Origin of the sequence: Duganella sp. CF402, from assembly GCF_900109645.1 — a bacterium.
GTDB lineage: Bacteria > Pseudomonadota > Gammaproteobacteria > Burkholderiales > Burkholderiaceae_D > Rugamonas.
Genome location: NZ_FOBG01000004.1, coordinates 201,920 through 219,273 on the forward strand (window position 1 = coordinate 201,920; position 17,354 = coordinate 219,273).

Annotated in this window: 13 protein-coding genes; 2 read left to right on the forward strand and 11 right to left on the reverse strand. The window is 59.3% G+C overall.

All coding sequences use genetic code 11. The annotated features are described in order from the left end of the window. Positions 1–34 precede the first annotated feature (34 nt). From rsmG to BMZ70_RS25300, 3 genes are all read right to left on the reverse strand, one after another. Entirely contained in the window at positions 35–685 is a 651-nt protein-coding gene (gene rsmG / locus BMZ70_RS25290; RefSeq protein ID WP_092280746.1) for a 16S rRNA (guanine(527)-N(7))-methyltransferase RsmG, read from the reverse strand. Beyond that, complete coding sequence (gene mnmG, locus BMZ70_RS25295) at positions 682–2,607, reverse strand: tRNA uridine-5-carboxymethylaminomethyl(34) synthesis enzyme MnmG (protein ID WP_092280748.1); 1,926 nt, start codon at positions 2,605–2,607, stop codon at positions 682–684. Before mnmG ends, rsmG begins: the two co-directional genes overlap by 4 nt. 168 nt (positions 2,608–2,775) lie before the next feature. Beyond that, positions 2,776–3,540, reverse strand: coding sequence for a sulfite exporter TauE/SafE family protein (locus BMZ70_RS25300; protein WP_092280750.1), 765 nt, complete (start codon positions 3,538–3,540; stop codon positions 2,776–2,778). Between the two features lie 123 nt (positions 3,541–3,663). Between BMZ70_RS25300 and BMZ70_RS25305 the strand changes: the two genes are divergently transcribed. Further along, positions 3,664–4,821: an iron-containing alcohol dehydrogenase gene (locus BMZ70_RS25305; RefSeq protein WP_092280752.1), complete on the forward strand. Its 1,158-nt coding sequence runs from the start codon at positions 3,664–3,666 to the stop codon at positions 4,819–4,821. Here BMZ70_RS25305 and BMZ70_RS25310 read toward each other — a convergent pair. From BMZ70_RS25310 to BMZ70_RS25345, 8 genes are all read right to left on the reverse strand, one after another. Continuing rightward, positions 4,818–6,827 (reverse strand): 3-hydroxybutyrate oligomer hydrolase family protein, encoded by a 2,010-nt coding sequence (locus tag BMZ70_RS25310; RefSeq protein ID WP_092280754.1) that lies wholly within the window; start codon positions 6,825–6,827, stop codon positions 4,818–4,820. The genes BMZ70_RS25305 and BMZ70_RS25310 overlap by 4 nt on opposite strands. Positions 6,828–6,834: 7 nt before the next feature. Continuing rightward, a complete protein-coding gene (locus BMZ70_RS25315) occupies positions 6,835–7,809 on the reverse strand; it encodes a branched-chain amino acid ABC transporter permease (RefSeq protein WP_092280756.1) in 975 nt (324 codons plus the stop codon). Further along, a complete protein-coding gene (locus tag BMZ70_RS25320; RefSeq protein WP_092280758.1) occupies positions 7,809–8,693 on the reverse strand; it encodes a branched-chain amino acid ABC transporter permease in 885 nt (294 codons plus the stop codon). The genes BMZ70_RS25315 and BMZ70_RS25320 overlap by 1 nt, the downstream gene beginning before the upstream one ends. A gap of 115 nt (positions 8,694–8,808) precedes the next feature. Continuing rightward, on the reverse strand, positions 8,809–10,005 hold the full coding sequence (locus tag BMZ70_RS25325; protein WP_092280760.1) for an ABC transporter substrate-binding protein: 1,197 nt from the start codon (positions 10,003–10,005) through the stop codon (positions 8,809–8,811). Positions 10,006–10,026: 21 nt separating this feature from the next. Beyond that, positions 10,027–10,734, reverse strand: a complete 708-nt coding sequence (locus tag BMZ70_RS25330; protein ID WP_092280762.1) for an ABC transporter ATP-binding protein — start codon at positions 10,732–10,734, stop codon at positions 10,027–10,029. Then, a complete protein-coding gene (locus tag BMZ70_RS25335; protein ID WP_092280764.1) occupies positions 10,734–11,504 on the reverse strand; it encodes an ABC transporter ATP-binding protein in 771 nt (256 codons plus the stop codon). The genes BMZ70_RS25330 and BMZ70_RS25335 overlap by 1 nt, the downstream gene beginning before the upstream one ends. A gap of 106 nt (positions 11,505–11,610) precedes the next feature. After that, on the reverse strand, positions 11,611–13,221 hold the full coding sequence (locus BMZ70_RS25340) for a GMC family oxidoreductase (RefSeq protein WP_092280766.1): 1,611 nt from the start codon (positions 13,219–13,221) through the stop codon (positions 11,611–11,613). 10 nt (positions 13,222–13,231) lie between these two features. Continuing rightward, positions 13,232–14,269, reverse strand: coding sequence for an NAD(P)H-dependent flavin oxidoreductase (locus BMZ70_RS25345; protein WP_092280768.1), 1,038 nt, complete (start codon positions 14,267–14,269; stop codon positions 13,232–13,234). A gap of 346 nt (positions 14,270–14,615) precedes the next feature. On the opposite strand from BMZ70_RS25345, the gene BMZ70_RS25350 reads away from it, so the two are divergent. Further along, a complete protein-coding gene (locus BMZ70_RS25350) occupies positions 14,616–17,279 on the forward strand; it encodes a bifunctional diguanylate cyclase/phosphodiesterase (protein WP_229205590.1) in 2,664 nt (887 codons plus the stop codon). Positions 17,280–17,354: the final 75 nt, after the last annotated feature.

Sequence of the window (17,354 nt, forward strand, 5' to 3'; positions counted from 1 at the left end):
ATACGATATAAATCATTTATACCGTATAAACCGTTTATGCAGTTTCGGCTTGAATGAAAACCAGATGGCGCTCTGCGTCCAGCCCCGGAACCGCCAAAGGCTCTAATTTCTGCACTTTCCAGGGGGCTGGAAGTCGCTCCCGCTCCTCCGCTGGCGCCGTCCCTTTCAAAGCGATGAATCGCCCGCCCTCTTGCAACAGGTGCCCCGACCAATTAACGAAGTCGGACAGGTCTGCGAACGCCCTCGACGTAATGACGTCGAATTTCGTCTTCACTTCCAGCTCCTGCACCTTCTTGGTGTACACCGTCACATTGCCCAGCTCCAGCTCCGCCTTCACCTGGTTGAGGAAGGCGGTCTTTTTGTGCACAGTGTCGATCATCGACACCTTCATGTCCGGGCGGCTGATCGCCAGCACCATGCCCGGCAAGCCGCCCCCTGCTCCCACGTCCAGCACGTTGACCGCTTCCTTGAACGCAGGCACGGCAGTCAGCGAGTCCAACAGGTGCAGCTTCACCATTTCCAGCGGATCGCGCACCGAGGTCAGGTTGTACACCGCGTTCCACTTGTTCAGCAGGTGCAGGTAGTCCAGCAGCTTTTCTACCTGTTCCTCGCTCAGCTGCAATGGCAGCTGCTTGATGCCTTGTTTCAGAACATCCGCTACTACTTCGCGGTTGAATACCTTCATGCTGCCTCTTCTTTATTCACGAATCCACCGAAACCGGCTTTCTTCAAATGCACCAGCAGCAGCGAAATCGCCGCCGGGGTAACGCCAGAAATACGCGATGCCTGACCCAGCGTTTCCGGACGCTGCGCGTGCAACTTCTGGCGCACTTCCACCGACAGCGCGGTGATGTCCAGATAGTTGTAGTTCTCCGGCAGCTTCAGGTTTTCGTAGTGCTCGTGGCGCTCCACTTCCTTGGTCTGGCGATCGATATAGCCCGAATATTTGAGCTGGATTTCGATCTGCTCTTTGACCGCTGCATCGGTTTCACCCGGACCGGCCAGCTCGCGGCCGTCCACGCCTTTCAGCGTCATCAGCTTGTCGTACTCCACGCCGGGACGGCGCAGCAGGTCAGCCAGCGAATATTCGCGTTCGATGGCCTGGCCAATCACACGTTCCGATTCCGCCGCTTCGAGGATGCGCGGGTTCACCCAGGTGGCGCGCAGGCGTTCCAGTTCCTTGGCCACCGACTCGCGTTTGCGGTCGAAGGCTTCCCACTGCGCATCGCCAACCACGCCCAGCTTGCGGCCGATTTCGGTCAGGCGCATGTCGGCGTTATCTTCACGCAGGCTCAAGCGATACTCGGCGCGGCTGGTGAACATGCGGTACGGCTCCATCACGCCTTGCGTAACGAGATCGTCCACCATCACGCCCAGGTAGGCTTCCGAACGCGCCGGCGTCCAGGCTTCCTTGCCCTGGGTTTGCAGCGCGGCGTTGACGCCGGCCAGCAGGCCTTGGGCCGCCGCTTCTTCGTAACCGGTGGTGCCGTTGATCTGCCCGGCGAAGAACAGGCCATTGATGGCCTTGGTTTCCAGCGATGCTTTCAGGCCGCGCGGGTCGAAATAATCGTACTCAATGGCATAGCCCGGACGCATGATATGGGCGTTTTCCAGGCCCTTCATCGAACGCACCAGCTCGATCTGCACATCGAATGGCAGGCTGGTAGAGATACCGTTTGGATAGAACTCGTGGGTCGTCAGGCCTTCCGGCTCGAGGAAAATCTGGTGCGATTCCTTGGACGAGAAACGGTGAATCTTGTCTTCAATCGACGGGCAATAACGCGGGCCGACACCCTCGATCACGCCGGTGTACATCGGGCTGCGATCCAGGCCGCCACGGATAATGTCGTGGGTTTTCTGGTTGGTGTGGGTCACCCAGCATGGCATCTGCTCGGGGTGCATGGACGTATTGCCCATCACCGAGAACACTGGTACCGGGTCCAGGTCGCCCGGCTGCTCGGTCATCTGCGAGAAGTCGATGCTGCGGCCGTCGATGCGCGGCGGCGTGCCGGTCTTCAGGCGGCCTTGCGGCAGCTTCAATTCTTTCAGGCGCGCCGACAGCGACACGGCTGGAGGATCGCCAGCGCGGCCACCCGAGTAGTTGTTCAGGCCGACGTGGATCTTCCCGTCGAGGAAAGTACCGGCGGTCAGCACCACGGCGCGCGCGGCAAACTTCAGGCCGATCTGGGTGACGGCACCGACTACCCGGTCGCCCTCCACCATCAGGTCGTCCACAGCCTGCTGGAACAGCCACAGGTTGGGCTGGTTTTCCAGACGCGAACGGATTGCGGCCTTGTACAGGATACGGTCGGCCTGGGCACGAGTGGCGCGCACGGCAGGGCCTTTGGAGGAGTTCAGGATGCGGAACTGGATGCCCGATTCATCGGTGGCGATCGCCATAGCGCCGCCCAGTGCATCGACTTCTTTGACCAAATGGCCTTTGCCGATACCGCCGATGGATGGGTTGCACGACATCTGGCCCAGCGTCTCAATGTTGTGGGTGAGCAGCAGCGTCTTCTGCCCCATACGGGCGGAAGCAAGGGCGGCCTCGGTACCGGCGTGTCCACCGCCGACAACGATGACGTCGAAATTCGTAGGAAATAACATGGTGGAAAAGTTTAAAGCGAAGGGATCAAGAACAGATTATAGAGTTTTTTTGATGCTGCGACTTTTTTAGGCAAAAATATTCTTGGCAATGTGGTCTTATGTTCCACGTGAAACAATAAAAAAAGGGCACTTATGTGCCCCTTTATCAATGTTCCACGTGAAACAGTATCACCATCGCAACCAAGCATCATGACCGGTCTTAACAATAAGTACAGACACCACTACCAAGAACAGCTTGCGCACGAAACCGCTGCCGTGCTTCATTGCCATACGCGAACCGATCAGGGAGCCGGCGATCTGGCACACTGCCATTGTCAGGCCCAGCTCCCAGATCAGGTGGCCGCTGTAGCCGAACCAAACCAGCGCGGCGAAGTTGCATGCCACGTTGACGATCTTGGCCACGGCCGACGCGCCGAGGAAGTCGAAGCCGAATACGCGTACGAACAGGAATACCAGGAAGCTGCCGGTGCCCGGACCAAAGAAGCCGTCGTAGAAACCGATCGCCGCGCCGACCACCAGCGCCAGCGACTGTTCCTTGGCGCCGGAGTGGATCGGTGCGTGGACGCTGCCAAAGTCCTTCTTGGCGAAGGTGTAAATGGCTACAGCCAGCAACACCACCGGCAAGGCCAGGCGCATGAAGTCGGCCGAAACCTTGGTCACGGTGTATGCGCCGAGAAAGGCAAACACCAGCGCCGCCAGCGCGGCGGGCGTCGCCACGGTCCAGGCAATCGCCACCCGGCGCGCGTAGCTGACCGCCGCCACGCTGGTGCCGAAGATGCTGGCCAGCTTGTTGGTGCCGATCAGCGTGGCCGGAGCCATGTTGGGGAACACCGTGAACATGGTCGGTAGCTGGATCAGCCCTCCTCCACCCACCACCGCATCCACCAACCCTGCGCCGAACGCAGCCGCACCCAACACCCAGAAGTCCACCATGATCCCGTCTTTCTCAGCTTGCAAAGGCTCTATTGTACGGAAGAAATCTGCGCAAGCTTATGCGGATGCGGCATGGCTTGGAGTAAGCTAGGCGCTGCGATCTACACGTGAACGGATGCCGTCATGACCGATTTTGTTTTCAGCACAGTGGCTAACATCGTCTCGGAACTGGGTGCCGCAGGACGCCTGGGCCAGCACATCGCCCAACGTTTTCCAGACGCCCGGCGCGCCCTGCTGGTGACCGATCCGGGCTTTCTGCGGACCGGGCTGGTGGATGCGCCAGCCGCCAGCCTGAGGACGGCAGGGCTAGCTGTGGAGATCTATTCACAGGTGATGGCGGATCCCCCCGAGGCGGTGGTGCTGGAAGCCGTGGCAGCGGCACGGAGCTTCGGCGCCGATATCGTGATCGGCCTTGGCGGCGGCAGTTCGATGGATGTGGCCAAACTGATTGCCGTACTGGCAGACAGCGATCAGCCCATCAGCGCCATCTACGGCATCGGCAATGTGAAGGGAAAGCGGCTGCCGCTGGTGCAGATTCCCACTACCGCCGGGACGGGATCGGAGGTGACCAACATCGCCATCGTCACCACCGGCGCTACCACAAAGATGGGCGTGGTCGCGCCTCAACTCTATGCGGATTTGGCATTGCTGGATGCAGAGCTGACCATCGGCCTGCCATCGACGGTGACTGCCGCCACCGGCATTGATGCGATGGTGCACGCCATCGAGGCCTACACCAGCAAGCACAAAAAGAATCCGCTGTCCGATGGGCTGGCGCGCAAGGCGCTCGGATTACTGTCAACAAACCTGATTACGGTGTGTGAGGATGGCCGCAACCTGGCGGCACGGCAGGCCATGCTGCTCGGCGCGCTGCTGGCCGGGCAGGCGTTTTCCAACGCGCCAGTGGCGGCGGTGCATGCGCTGGCCTATCCGATTGGCGGCATATTTCACGTGCCACATGGGCTGTCGAATTCACTGGTGCTGCCGCATGTGCTGCGCTTCAATGCGCCGGACGCCGCCGGGCTGTACGCGGAATTGGCGGAGATTGTGGTGCCGGCCGCCAGCGGCAGCATCGAGGCGAGGGCGGAAGCGTTGGCTGTTGCCATGCAGCAAATCGCTATCGTGACAGGAATAGAACGCACGCTGCAGCAGGTGGGCATCGCCGAAACAGATCTGGACCGGCTGGCAGATGACGCCATGCTGCAGACCCGCTTACTCGGCAATAACCCTCGCACCGTCACGCGCGACGATGCAAGGGCAATCTACTTAGCGGCGCTTTAGTTTGGCACAGCCACCGTGGCGCCGGTGACCGTGATAGCGTCACCGGCCGCTGGCGTGGCAACAATCGGCGGCAGGTTGGAGGTGTTGATCACGCTGGTGTTATCCGGCCGCGTAATCGTCCGCACCACTTGCGACTGCGGCAGCGCGGTCGAACTGCGCAGGCTGGCCAGCATCGCATCCAGCGCCCGGAACAGGTACACATGCAGCGGCACGATATTGGCTGGCAGCACATTGCTGAACGAGTCGAAGTGATTAGCATTGGTCACCTCGATGTAGCGCAACTTGCTCGCACTGCCCTCCACCGACGCATTCAATCCCACGTACGCACGTGAAGCAAAGTTCACCGGGATCAAGGTATCGCTGCGGCCGTGCACGATGATGGCTGGCTTGCCGCGCAGGTTGCCGGTGGCCGCCACCTCCGCCATGCCCGCCCTCACCCGCGCGCTTTGGGCCGCCAGCGTGCCGGTCAACGCTGCGCCGCTGACCGCATCCACACCGGTCGCCAGCGCGCGCAGGCACAGGAAAGCATCCAGCGATTGGTCCGCCAAGCCGCTGCTCGGCGAGACGCCGAAGTTGTAGGCCTTGGCCCCGCCTACCGAATCCTCATACACCACGCTGCCGATAATCCCGTTCTGCGTAGCAAAGCTGGACGCTTTCTGCGCCGCCGTGAACGGCACCGGCACACCACCCGCATCAGTCGGTGCGAACGTGAAGCCGCACACCTTGTCGGTCACGGAGAACTTGCCGTAAGCGTAGGCATAGGTCGCCGCGACCAGGATATTGGTGCCAGCATGCGCCGCCTGCAGCACATCGGAATCGGCCAGCCAGCCGTAGGCTTTGAGCTTGGCCTTGGCATCATTCTGCTGCGCCGTCAGGTCGCCGCCACTGAGCAAGCCCTTGGCGACCAGCGCCGTGCAGCGTCCCGGCGCAGCGGCCGTAGCGGCGATGCAAGGCTGGTACAGCGCGGCATAGGTCGAGTAATCGAACAGCGCCTTGCCCGCCTTCGGCTGGATCTGCGGCTCGCTGGCGGCCACGCCGGAGATCAGCCCCTTGCTGTCCTGCTCCGCCGCCAGCAAGGCCGCGCCGGCGCCGTTGGAAATGCTGGAAGCGATGGTGATGGTGTTCTTGGGCGACAGCGCGATCAGGTGGCTCTTGTTATCCTTGGCCAGCGTGCCGTACTTTTCGTTCAGCACGTAGAAGGCGAACTCCACCGCCTGCAAGGTCACCTTGCCCCAATCTCTTTCCGGATTCTGCTGCGAGTGCGCGTGCTTGAAGGCGACCCGGCCCGGATAGGCGGCAGCGAATGCGGCCCGCTCGGCATCGGTCAGCGCCGGCGTGAAGCTGCTGTTCTTGCCCGCCGCCGTGCGCGTGGCGCGCACGCCATTCTGCAAGTTCACGCTATCGTCATCGAAAGTGTACAAGCCGGTGCCACTGCCCTTGTCGGCATACGCCACAGCGCAATTGTTCTTCAGGCCCCACTCGCCGGCGCTGCCGATGGCGCCATAAATCCCGCGCGATCCGCTCGAGGTGCCGGTAACGATGCAGGGATTTTTCACGTCGAACCCGGCCGGCACCTGCACCATCAAGGTCACGTTCTGGTTGCCGCTGCCGTCGTCGGCATAGGCGATGTACTCGGTGCCGGCGATCATGCCCTCGCCCGCTCCGGGCACGCCCTTGGCGTCGACGTTGGGGCCGTACAAGGTGCCGTAGCCGCTGTTGGCTGAGATATCCAGCACCGCCCGGTAATTGGCGTGGATGGCGTTGCGGCGCAGTTCGGCGGCGGTGGGGTTGGCGGGATCGGCGTAGGCCGGAGCGGCCAGTGCCAGTTTGGTCTTGCCCAGGCCGGCGGTCAGCAAATCGTCGCTGACGCCGTCGTAGGTTTTGCTGCTGATGTCGCCGAGGTAGCTCGGCTTGATGTTTAAATCTTCTTGCTGGTTAGGTTCGTTCGAGCCGCAGGCGGCGACTGCGATGCCGGCCAGCGCCAGCACAACCGTTTTAATTTGCATATCGTCCTCACGTGGGTTTCCTCTTTCCGGCCAGGGCGATGAACTCGCCGATAATCCCGCGCCGGAACAACAGCACACAAATAATGAAGATCAGGCCAACCACCATGTTGACCGCTTCGCCTATGGTGTTAAACCACTCAATGCCGGAGATGCGGGCCAGCAGCGTGCCCCAGTCGCCCAGCTTGTTTTCCAGCGCGATGATGATGATCGCGCCCAGCATCGGGCCGGACAGCGTGCCCATGCCGCCAACCAGAGTCATCAGGATAACCAGACCAGACATCGTCCAATGGACATCGGTCAAGGTTTCGAAACCCAGCACCAACGTTTTGCTGGCGCCGGCCAATGCCGCCAGCGCAGCCGACAGCACGAAGGCTAGCAGCTTGTACTTATCGACGTCGTACCCGAGCGAAATCGCGCGCGGTTCGTTTTCCTTGATCGCCTTCAGCACCTGCCCGAACGGCGAATGCACGGTGCGCACGATCAGCATGAAGGCCAGCACGCAGATGCCGAGGATGACGAAGTACAGCGTGGTGTCATTGGCGAGGTCGACCACGCCGAGGAAGCGTCCACGTGGAACGCCTTGCAAACCATCCTCGCCGCCGGTGAACTCCCCTGCCCGCAACGCGCCGAAGTAGACCATCTGCGCCAGCGCCAGCGTGATCATGGAGAAGTAGATGCCCTGCCGGCGGATCGCCAGCGCACCCATCACCAGCCCGATGGCGGCGCCCGCCACCACGCCGGCGAGCAAGCCCAGCTCCATCGGCCAGCCCCAGTTCTTCATCGCGTTGCCGGCCACGTAGCCGGCCATGCCGAAGAAGGCCGCGTGGCCGAACGACAGCAAACCGGTAAAACCGATCAGCAGGTTGAAGGCGCAAGCAAACAGCGCGAAGCACAGCAGCTTGGACAGGAACACCGGGTAGCCCACGAACGGCGCGGCGACAGCAATGGCAAAGGCGATCAGGTAGCCGATTTTCTTGTTCATCATTTTTCCTTACCAAACAGGCCGGCCGGGCGCAGCAGCAGCACCACCACCATCACCAGGAACACCACCGTCGACGAAAACTCCGGGTAGAACACCTTGGTCAGGCCCTCGATCACGCCCAGTCCGAGACCGGTCAGGATGGAGCCCATGATCGACCCCATGCCGCCGATCACTACAACAGCGAATACGACGATAATCAGGTTCTGACCCATCAGGGGCTGCACCTGGATGATTGGAGCCGCCAGAACGCCTGCAAAGCCCGCCAAAGCGACGCCAAAGCCATAGGTCAGGGTCACCATCAGCGGCACGTTGATGCCGAACGCTTCCACCAGCTTGGGATTCTCGGTGCCGGCGCGCAGATAAGCGCCCAGCTTGGTCTTCTCGATCACGAACCAGGTGGATAAACACACGGCCAGCGAGGCCACCACCACCCACGCGCGATAGTTCGGCATCACCATGAAGCCGAGGTCGGTGGCGCCGGCCAGCGCTTCCGGCACCTGGAACGGCTGGCCGGAAACGCCGTAGAACGAGCGCAGCACGCCTTCCACCAGCAGCGTGATGCCAAAGGTCAGCAGCAGGCCGTACAGGTGGTCCAGCTTGTACAGATGGCGCAGCATGGTCTTCTCGATGATGACGCCGAACACGCCCACCAGCAGCGGCGCGAGGATCAGCATGGCCCAGTAGTTGAGGCCGAAGTACTCGATGCCCATCCACGCCAGGAACGCGCCCAGCATGTACAGCGCGCCGTGGGAAAAGTTAATCACATTGAGCAGGCCGAAGATCACGGCCAGGCCGAGCGACAGCATCGCGTAGAACGAGCCGTTGACCAATCCCAGCAGCAGCTGGCTCATCATCGCGGGCAAAGGAACGCCGAAGATTTCCATGAGAATCCACAATTCAGTTGTCGGAGGAACCGTCATTCCGGCGCAGGCCGGAATCCAATGAACGCTGGCCGGTGGGCTTAGCTTGGATTCCGGCCTTCGCCGGAATGACGCGGGTTTATTTCCACAGGCTGCACTTGGTTTCCGCCTTGGTGGCGTAAGCCTGGTCGCCCGGAATGGTGGCGACGATCTTGTAGTAGTCCCAAGGATATTTCGATTCGGACTGCTTCTTCACTTCCATCAAATACATATCGTGCACCATGCGGCCGTCTGGACGGATCACGCCATTCTTAGCGAACATGTCGTTGATCTTGTTAGCTTTCAGATAGGCGATCACCTTGTCAGCGTCATCCGTGCCGACCGCCTTCACCGCTTTCAGGTAATTGCTGGCGGCCGAGAAGTCGGCAGCCTGCAGCATCGACGGCTCCTTCTTCATCTTGGAGAAATAACGCTTCGACCATTCACGGGTTTCCGGATTGGCGTCCCAGTACCAGCCGTCGGTCAGGTACATGCCCTGCGTCAGGTTCAGGCCCAGCGAGTGCACGTCGTTGATGAAGATCAGCAGGCCGGCCAGCTTCATCTTCTTGGTGATGCCGAATTCGTTGGCGGCCTTGATCGAGTTGATCGCATCGCCGCCGGCATTGGCCAGGCCGAGAATCTGCGCACCCGACGATTGCGCCTGCAGCAGGAAGGACGAGAAGTCCGACGCCGACAGCGGATGCTTGACCGCGCCGAGCACCTTGCCGCCGCCCGCCTTCACCACTTCCGCCGTGTCTTTTTCCAGCGACGCACCGAAGGCGTAGTCGGCGGTCATGAAGTACCAGTTCTTGCCGCCCTGCTTCACGATCGCGCCGCCGGTACCGCGCGCCAGTGCGATGGTGTCGTAAGCGTAGTGAATCGTGTACGGCGTGCATTCCTCGTTGGTCAAACGGGCCGAGCCGGCACCGATCGAGATGAAGACTTTTTTCTTCTCGGCGGCGATCTTGGCCATCGCCAGGTTGGCGCCCGAGTTGGTGCCGCCGATCAGCATGTCCACGCCCTGCTGGTCGAACCATTCGCGCGCCTTGGAGGCGGCGATGTCGGCCTTGTTCTGATGGTCGGCCGAGATGAATTCGATCTTCTTGCCATTGATGTTGCCGCCGGCATCGGCGATCGCCATCTTCACGGCTTCGGCGCCGCCGGCGCCATCGATGTCTGTGTACAAGCCCGACATGTCGGTAATCATACCGATCTTGATGGTGTCGCCGGAAATCTGTGCCTGGGCCGAGAACGACGCGCAAGCGGCTACTGCGAGGGTGATGGCTTTGATTTTCATTATCTGTCTCCCTACCAAGGTTTAAACACCCAATAGCTCGGTCAATACCGGCATCTTGGCGCTCAATTCAGATGCAACAAACGTCTCCACGATCTGACCGTGTTCCATCACATAAAACCGGTCCGCCAGCGGGGCGGCAAACCGGAAATTCTGTTCCACCATGACGATGGTGTAGCCCTTCGATTTCAGCGTGGTAATCATGCGCGCCAAGCCTTGCACAATCACCGGCGCCAGCCCTTCGGAAATTTCATCGAGCAGCAGCAGGCGCGCGCCGGTGCGCAGGATGCGCGCCACCGCCAGCATCTGCTGCTCGCCGCCCGACAGCCGCGTGCCCTGGCTGTGCTTGCGCTCTTCCAGATTCGGGAACATCGCATAAATTTCCGCCACTGACATGCCCTTGTCCGCACCATTCAAATGCGGCGGCAGCATCAGATTTTCTTCGGTCGACAGTGAAGAAAAAATGCCGCGCTCTTCAGGGCAGTAGCCGATGCCGAGGTGGGCGATTTTATGCGTCTGCAAGCCGATCGCTTCATTGCCGTTGACCTTGATCGAGCCCTTGCGCGCGCCGGTCAGGCCCATGATGGCGCGCAGCGTGGTGGTGCGGCCGGCGCCATTGCGGCCGAGCAGTGTCACCACTTCGCCCGGCTGCACCGTCATGTTGACGTTGTGCAGGATGTGCGATTCGCCGTACCACGCCTGCAGGTTGGAGATTTCCAGAGCGGCCGTCATCAGTGCGCTCCTTCCAGAACAGCGGCTTCCGTGCCCATGTAGGCTTCCATCACTTGCGGGTTGGTCGAGACCTCGGCGTAGGTGCCTTCGGCCAGCATGGCGCCGCGCTGCAGCACCGAGATTTTGTCGCAGATGCCGGACACCACTTTCATATTGTGTTCGACCATCAAAATGGTGCGGCCGGCCGATACTTTTTTGATCAGCTCGGTCACACGATGCACATCCTCGTGGCCCATGCCCTGGGTCGGTTCGTCGAGCAGCATCAGCTCCGGTTCCATCGCCAGGGTGGTGGCGATTTCCAGCGCGCGCTTGCGGCCGTAAGGCATATCGACCGTGATGGTGTCGGCAAATTCGGTGAGGTCGACTTCCGCCAGCAGCTGCATGGCGCGGTCGTTGAGCTTGTCCAGTGCGCGTTCGCTTTGCCAGAAAAAGAAGCTGCTGCCGAGCTGGCGCTGCAAGCCTATGCGGACATTTTGCAACACCGTCAGGTGCGGGAATACGGCCGAAATCTGGAAGGAGCGGATCACGCCCATGCGGGCGATCTGCGCCGGCCGGGCGGACGTAATGTCATTGCCGTTGAACAGGATCTGGCCAGAGGTGGGGACCAGGAACTTGGTCAACAAATTGAAGCATGTGGTTTTACCGGCCCCGTTGGGACCGATCAGCGCATGGATGTGGCCACGCTGTACTTTTAGATTCACATCATTGACCGCGGTAAAACCCTTGAATTCCTTGGTCAAGTGCTTTGTTTCCAAGATAACGTCGGACATCCTGTCTCCTTGTTATTCTTTTCAAAGTACTAAAGTTTTCTAGATCATACACAGTAACAAATTAGCTAACAATACAGTATAACTACGGTTGATTTTTGATCTAAATTCAGACGGAACGGATTAGTTGTGCAGCTTTTTCCGCAATCATGATCGTGGGGGAATTGGTGTTGCCGGAGGTGATGAACGGCATGACGGACGCATCCACAACGCGCAAGCCGGCCACGCCTTTCACGCGCAACTGGCTGTCGACCACGGCGTTCGGATCGTCGGCGCGGCCCATCTTGCAGGTGCCGACCGGATGGAAAATCGTGGTGCCAATGGCGCCGGCAGCGTCGGCCAACTCTTCCTCGGTGCGATAGTGCAGGCCCGGCTTGTATTCTTCCGGCGCATACTGTTGCAACGCCGGCGCGGCGACGATCTTGCGCGTCAGCGCGAGCGCTTCGGCCGCGACCTTGCGGTCTTCCGGCGTGCTCAAATACATGGGCGAGATTTTTGGCGGCGCGTACGAATCGGCGCTGGCGATGCGCACGTGGCCGCGCGAGGTCGGCCGCAGATTGCACACGCTGGCCGTGAAAGCAGGGAAGGTGTGCAAAGGCTCGCCGAATTTTTCCAGCGACAGCGGCTGCACGTGGTACTGCAAATTCGGCGTCTGTTCGCTGGCGCTGGAACGCGCAAACGCGCCCAATTGCGACGGCGCCATCGACATCGGCCCGCTCTGGAACAGCGCATACTCGAGGCCGATGCGCGCCTTGCCGAACCAGCTGGACGCCATTGTGTTCAACGTACGCGCGCTACTGCCGAGCTTGTAGATCATGCGCAGTTGCAGATGGTCTTGCAGGTTTTCACCCACACCCGGCAGGTCGACCAACGGCGCGATGCCAAGCTCGTGCAAACGCGCCGCCGGCCCGATGCCGGAGCACTGCAAAATCTGCGGACTTCCAACGGCGCCAGCCGCCAACAGGGTTTCTTTGTGCGCGATAGCGAAATATTGCGAGCCGCCGCCGGTGAAAATCACGCCCTTGCAAACGCCCTCTTCAATCTGCAAACGTTCCACGTGGCAGCCGGTCATGATGGTCAGGTTGGGGCGGCGCGACGCCGGTTTTAAAAATGCTTTGGCCGTGTTCCAGCGGATGCCGCGTTTTTGATTGACTTCAAAATAGCCGCAGCCGGCGTTGTCGCCGCGATTGAAATCGTCGACTTTCTCGATGCCGGTTTGCTCGGCGGCGTCACGGAAAGCGTCCAGGATCTGCCACGACAAACGCTGCTTTTCCACGCGCCACAGGCCGCCTTCGCCGTGGAATTCCGACGCGCCACCGTGGTAATCCTCGCTCTTCCTGAACAGCGGCAGCACAGACTCCCAGCGCCAGCTATCGTCGCCGGTCAGCGCGGCCCAGCGGTCGTAATCGTTGGCTTGGCCACGCATGTAAATCATGCCGTTGATGGAAGAACTGCCACCCAGCACTTTGCCGCGCGGATAGAGCAAGCTGCGGCCGCCGAGTCCGGGATCGGCTTCGGTACGGAAGCGCCAGTCGGTGCGGGGATTATCGATGCAATGCAAATAGCCAACCGGGATATGGATCCACACATAATCGTCGCGGCCGCCTGCTTCAAGCAGCAGGACTTGTTTATCCTTGTCGGCACTGAGCCGGTTAGCCAATACGCAGCCAGCCGAGCCTGCGCCTATGATGATGTAATCGTAGCTTCCTGCTGATTCCAAACCGCCTCCGTTATTGTGCGCTGATCTCCGCCAGCAAAGTCTCCACCAGTTTCGCCGCCGGCATCGGCCGCGCCCGCGCCACGCCTGTACCGCACCAGAGCGACATCAGTTCGCTGTCGCCACGCTTGGCCGCCTCTGCACGGATTGGCGAAGTTAGCGCATTTTGAATAGGATATGGCGGCAGTTGTCGCTCGATAGGGGCCATTTCGCGCATGAAGCGATTTTCCAGGCCGCGCGCATAGCGACCGGAAAACCCTCTAGTTAACCGCGTCGGATGACTCCCAGCGTTGAGCAAACGCTGCTTGTACGCCGGGTTGACGGTGGCTTCGTCGGTTACCAGGAACGCCGTTCCCATTTGCACCGCTTGCGCCCCAGCATTCAGAGCGCGCTTGATATCGGCGCCGTCCATGATGCCGCCCGCCGCGATCACCGGAATCTTCACCGCTGCCAGTACTGCCGGTAACAGCTCAAACACACCCAGCGTGGCATCTTCCTGTGCACCAATGAATGTGCCGCGATGTCCGCCCGACTCCACGCCGGAAGCAACCACGGCATCGGCGCCACTGTTTTCCCAGGCCAGAGCTTCATCAACATGCGTAATCGTGCCAATGACGAAAATACCCGCGTCATGCAAACGCTGAATTTGCTGGGCGCTGAGAATGCCCACGGTAAAACTGGCCACTGCCGGCCGCAATTCGAGCAGCGTTTCAAACTGCGCCGAGAAATCTTCGCACCACTTTGCCGGCGTCGGCAATTCGGTCCAGCCAAACGAAGACCAGTACGGTTTCAACCACTCTTTGGCCTGTTCAACCTCGGCATCCGTTGGTTTGGGCGTGTCCTGTGCGAAGAAATTCAGGCAAAAAGGCCGGTCAGTCAGCGCCCGGATCTGGGCAGTCTGCGCGCGGATTGTGTCCGGCGATAACAAACAACAAGCCAACGAACCCAAAGCGCCAGCGTTGGACACCGCAGCCACCTGCGCCGGCGTGTTAAACCCGCCGGCAGTCGGCCCCTGGATGATGGGATGCGGAAAAATGGATGCGAGCGTCATCAATTCCCCTCTTTACCCTTGTGGATAACCATATGGATATCCACAGGTGCCAAATGTGAGTAAACAAAGCGATTTTGGGGATGGCTTTTTTTATCCCAAAACAGTTCTTCGCCCATACAAGGTTTACGCGCCGCCTTATGCAGCCTGTAAACGCCTGATTCTAATCCAAAATGGGCACTTATCCACAGAAACCTGTCTGTGTTAACAACTATCACTATTTTTATATCTACGTCTTTAAAGTAAACCGATATACTGACTTTGCAAACAAACAGTCCCTGCGGGAGCCGTTTTGTCCTCCTACCGCAAAAATCCCAGGTCGCCTGCATATTTGCGGTTTCGGCGACGTTTGATCACCGGCCTTTTTCTGATGGCAACCCTTGCCATTGCCGTCGTGGTCAGCCAGTTCCACACTTCCTACGTCGAACGCGAACTCGCCGTTCAATCCCAGACCGAGCATTACGTGAAAGCGATGGAAGCCCACGTGATTTACTCGATTCAGTCGGTGGATTTGTCGCTGATCGGCTTCGCCAATGCCATCAAAGTTTTGCCTGCAAAGCAAAGCCAGTCTCCGGAAACCATTTCTGCCCTGCTTTCTTCACGCGGATCCAGTTTCGACAGCGACTACTGGATCACCTTCATTGATCCCAAAGGCAATGCGATTGCAAATTCCACTGGTTCCGACATCACAGGAACGTCCTACGCAGACCGCGACTATTTCAAAGCGCATGTCGACAATTCCAGCAAAGGCAAGCTGTTCATAGGCGAGCCTTCGATCGGCAGAATCAGCAAACAGAAGCTGTTTTTCATCAGTCGTCGCGTGGAAAGTGCAAAAGGCGAGTTCCTAGGCGTCGTCGTAGCACCGCTCAGCATCGAGCGTTACGTCAAAGTCTTTGAAAATTCGCGGTTTAATTCCGACATCTCGATGACGCTGGTACATGGCAACGGCAAAATCATCGCCCGCGCACCGCTGTTCGAGCGGGCATTCGGACGCGACATCGGCGATAGCGCCCTGTTTGACAATGTGCGCCAGGCCAACTCCGGAACGTACAAGACGCTGAGCAGGATCGACAATGTCGTAAGGGTTTTCAGCTATCGCGTGATTGACGGATTACCGCTCATCATGGTGGTCGGCAGCAACGACACCGAATCGGCGCGTCTGCTGCTGCGGAATTACCAGGTCGCCGGAGGCGGTCTGACGATTTTGCTGTTGCTGATGATGGGTGCCGGCCATTTTTCCCTGCGCACCTACACCCGGCAGGAAGAACGCGAGTTGCGCTATCGCGCCTTGTACACCGCCAGCCGGGAAATGGAAAAAAAACTGCTGGCCAACGAAGAATCCCTGAAGCTGACCGCCCTGCTGTTCCAGAACAGCGGCGAGGGCATGATGGTGACCGATGCCGACGGCGTCATCCTGACCGTGAACCCGGCATTTTCCCTGCTCAGCGGCTACACCGAGAAAGAACTCGTTGGCCATCGCAGTTATGAACTCACTTCCAGCCGCAACGACAAGGAATTTTTCGGCCGCATGTTCGAATGCGTGACCAAATCCGGCTACTGGAAGGGCGAATTGTGGCAGCGCAATCGCGATGGCGAGGAATACCTGGTCTCGATGCTGATCAACACGGTCTACGATGAGCAGGGAAATCCGTTCCGCTACGTCGCTTTGCTCAGCGATATCACCCAGAAAAAAGCGTCTGAAGAACTGATGTGGCGCCAAGCTAACTTTGACGCCCTCACTGGCCTGCCCAACCGGCGCATGTTCCATGAGCATCTACGCCAGGAAATGAAAAAAACCGACCGCTCGCAGCTGCCGATGGCGCTGGTGTTCGTCGACCTGGACCATTTCAAGGAAATCAACGATACGCTGGGGCACGACAAAGGCGATGTCCTGCTCAAAGAAGTGGCAACGCGGCTCTCCAGTTCGGTTCGCAGCACCGATACCGTAGCGCGATTGGGTGGCGACGAGTTCACTGTCATCCTGAGCGAACTGCGCAATGCCGGCGATGTCGTCCGCACAGCGCAGGAAATTCTGAAGAAAATGAGCACGCCGTTCCAGCTGGGCGAAGACATTGCTCATATTTCAAGCAGCCTCGGCATCACTTTGTACCCGGAAGACGGCAAGGATGCTGAAACTTTAATCAAAAACGCCGATCAGGCCATGTACGCGGCCAAGCAGCAGGGCCGCAACCGCTTCAACTACTTCGCGCCCTTCATGCAGGAAGCCACGCGCGAGCGCATGAGTCTGGTCACCGAATTGCGCGACGCGGTAGCGCGCGATGAACTGCGCATCCTGTACCAGCCGATTATCGACCTGGTCAGCGGCGCTATCGTCAAGGCAGAGGCGCTGGTTCGCTGGCAGCATCCAAGCCGTGGGCTGCTGAACCCAGCCGAATTCATTGGCGTTGCCGAAAGCAGCGGCATGATTGTCGGCATTGGCGACTGGGTTTTCCGTCAAGCGGCGCGTGAAGTGCAGAAACTGCAGGCGCTGAGCTCCCCGAGTTTCCAAATCAGCGTGAACAAATCGGCCTGGCAGTTCCGCGATGACGGCAGCAATTACCAGGAATGGCTGAATTTTCTGCAAGAACTGCGGCTGAGTCCGAACAGCATCATCATCGAGGTCACTGAAAGCCTGCTGTTGGAGACGGCCAACAACAATTCCGACAGCGTTCTGGCCTTCCAGCATGCCCATATGCAGCTTTCACTCGACGATTTTGGCTCCGGACACTGTTCCGTGGCATTCCTCAAGCGCTTTTCCATCGATTACATCAAGATCGACCCGGCTTTTGTCCACCAAGGGACGGATGGCATGTTGATTTGTGAGGCGATTATTGCAATGGCACACAAGTTGGACATCAAAGTCATCGCCGAAGGCATAGAAACACAGCAACAACTGACCGCTTTGACAGCTGCCGGATGCGATTTAGGGCAGGGATACCTGTTCTCCAGACCGATTTCGGGCGAAGAATTGGAAAAACAGCTACAAAAACAGTGCTCGCCTGTGTATAAGTGACTGGATATCCACAGGATGAGATGTGACCAAGCGTCTCTTTTGACCACAGGCACTTATTTTATCCAGAAACTGTTC

Bases quoted from the DNA above. Each gene is read 5' to 3' on its own strand.
- rsmG (WP_092280746.1), bottom strand. From the start codon at position 685: ATGAAGGTATTCAACCGCGAAGTAGTAGCGGATGTTCTGAAACAAGGC.
- mnmG (WP_092280748.1), bottom strand. From the start codon at position 2,607: ATGTTATTTCCTACGAATTTCGACGTCATCGTTGTCGGCGGTGGACAC.
- BMZ70_RS25300 (WP_092280750.1), bottom strand. From the start codon at position 3,540: ATGGTGGACTTCTGGGTGTTGGGTGCGGCTGCGTTCGGCGCAGGGTTG.
- BMZ70_RS25305 (WP_092280752.1), top strand. From the start codon at position 3,664: ATGACCGATTTTGTTTTCAGCACAGTGGCTAACATCGTCTCGGAACTG.
- BMZ70_RS25310 (WP_092280754.1), bottom strand. From the start codon at position 6,827: ATGCAAATTAAAACGGTTGTGCTGGCGCTGGCCGGCATCGCAGTCGCC.
- BMZ70_RS25315 (WP_092280756.1), bottom strand. From the start codon at position 7,809: ATGAACAAGAAAATCGGCTACCTGATCGCCTTTGCCATTGCTGTCGCC.
- BMZ70_RS25320 (WP_092280758.1), bottom strand. From the start codon at position 8,693: ATGGAAATCTTCGGCGTTCCTTTGCCCGCGATGATGAGCCAGCTGCTG.
- BMZ70_RS25325 (WP_092280760.1), bottom strand. From the start codon at position 10,005: ATGAAAATCAAAGCCATCACCCTCGCAGTAGCCGCTTGCGCGTCGTTC.
- BMZ70_RS25330 (WP_092280762.1), bottom strand. From the start codon at position 10,734: ATGACGGCCGCTCTGGAAATCTCCAACCTGCAGGCGTGGTACGGCGAA.
- BMZ70_RS25335 (WP_092280764.1), bottom strand. From the start codon at position 11,504: ATGTCCGACGTTATCTTGGAAACAAAGCACTTGACCAAGGAATTCAAG.
- BMZ70_RS25345 (WP_092280768.1), bottom strand. From the start codon at position 14,269: ATGACGCTCGCATCCATTTTTCCGCATCCCATCATCCAGGGGCCGACT.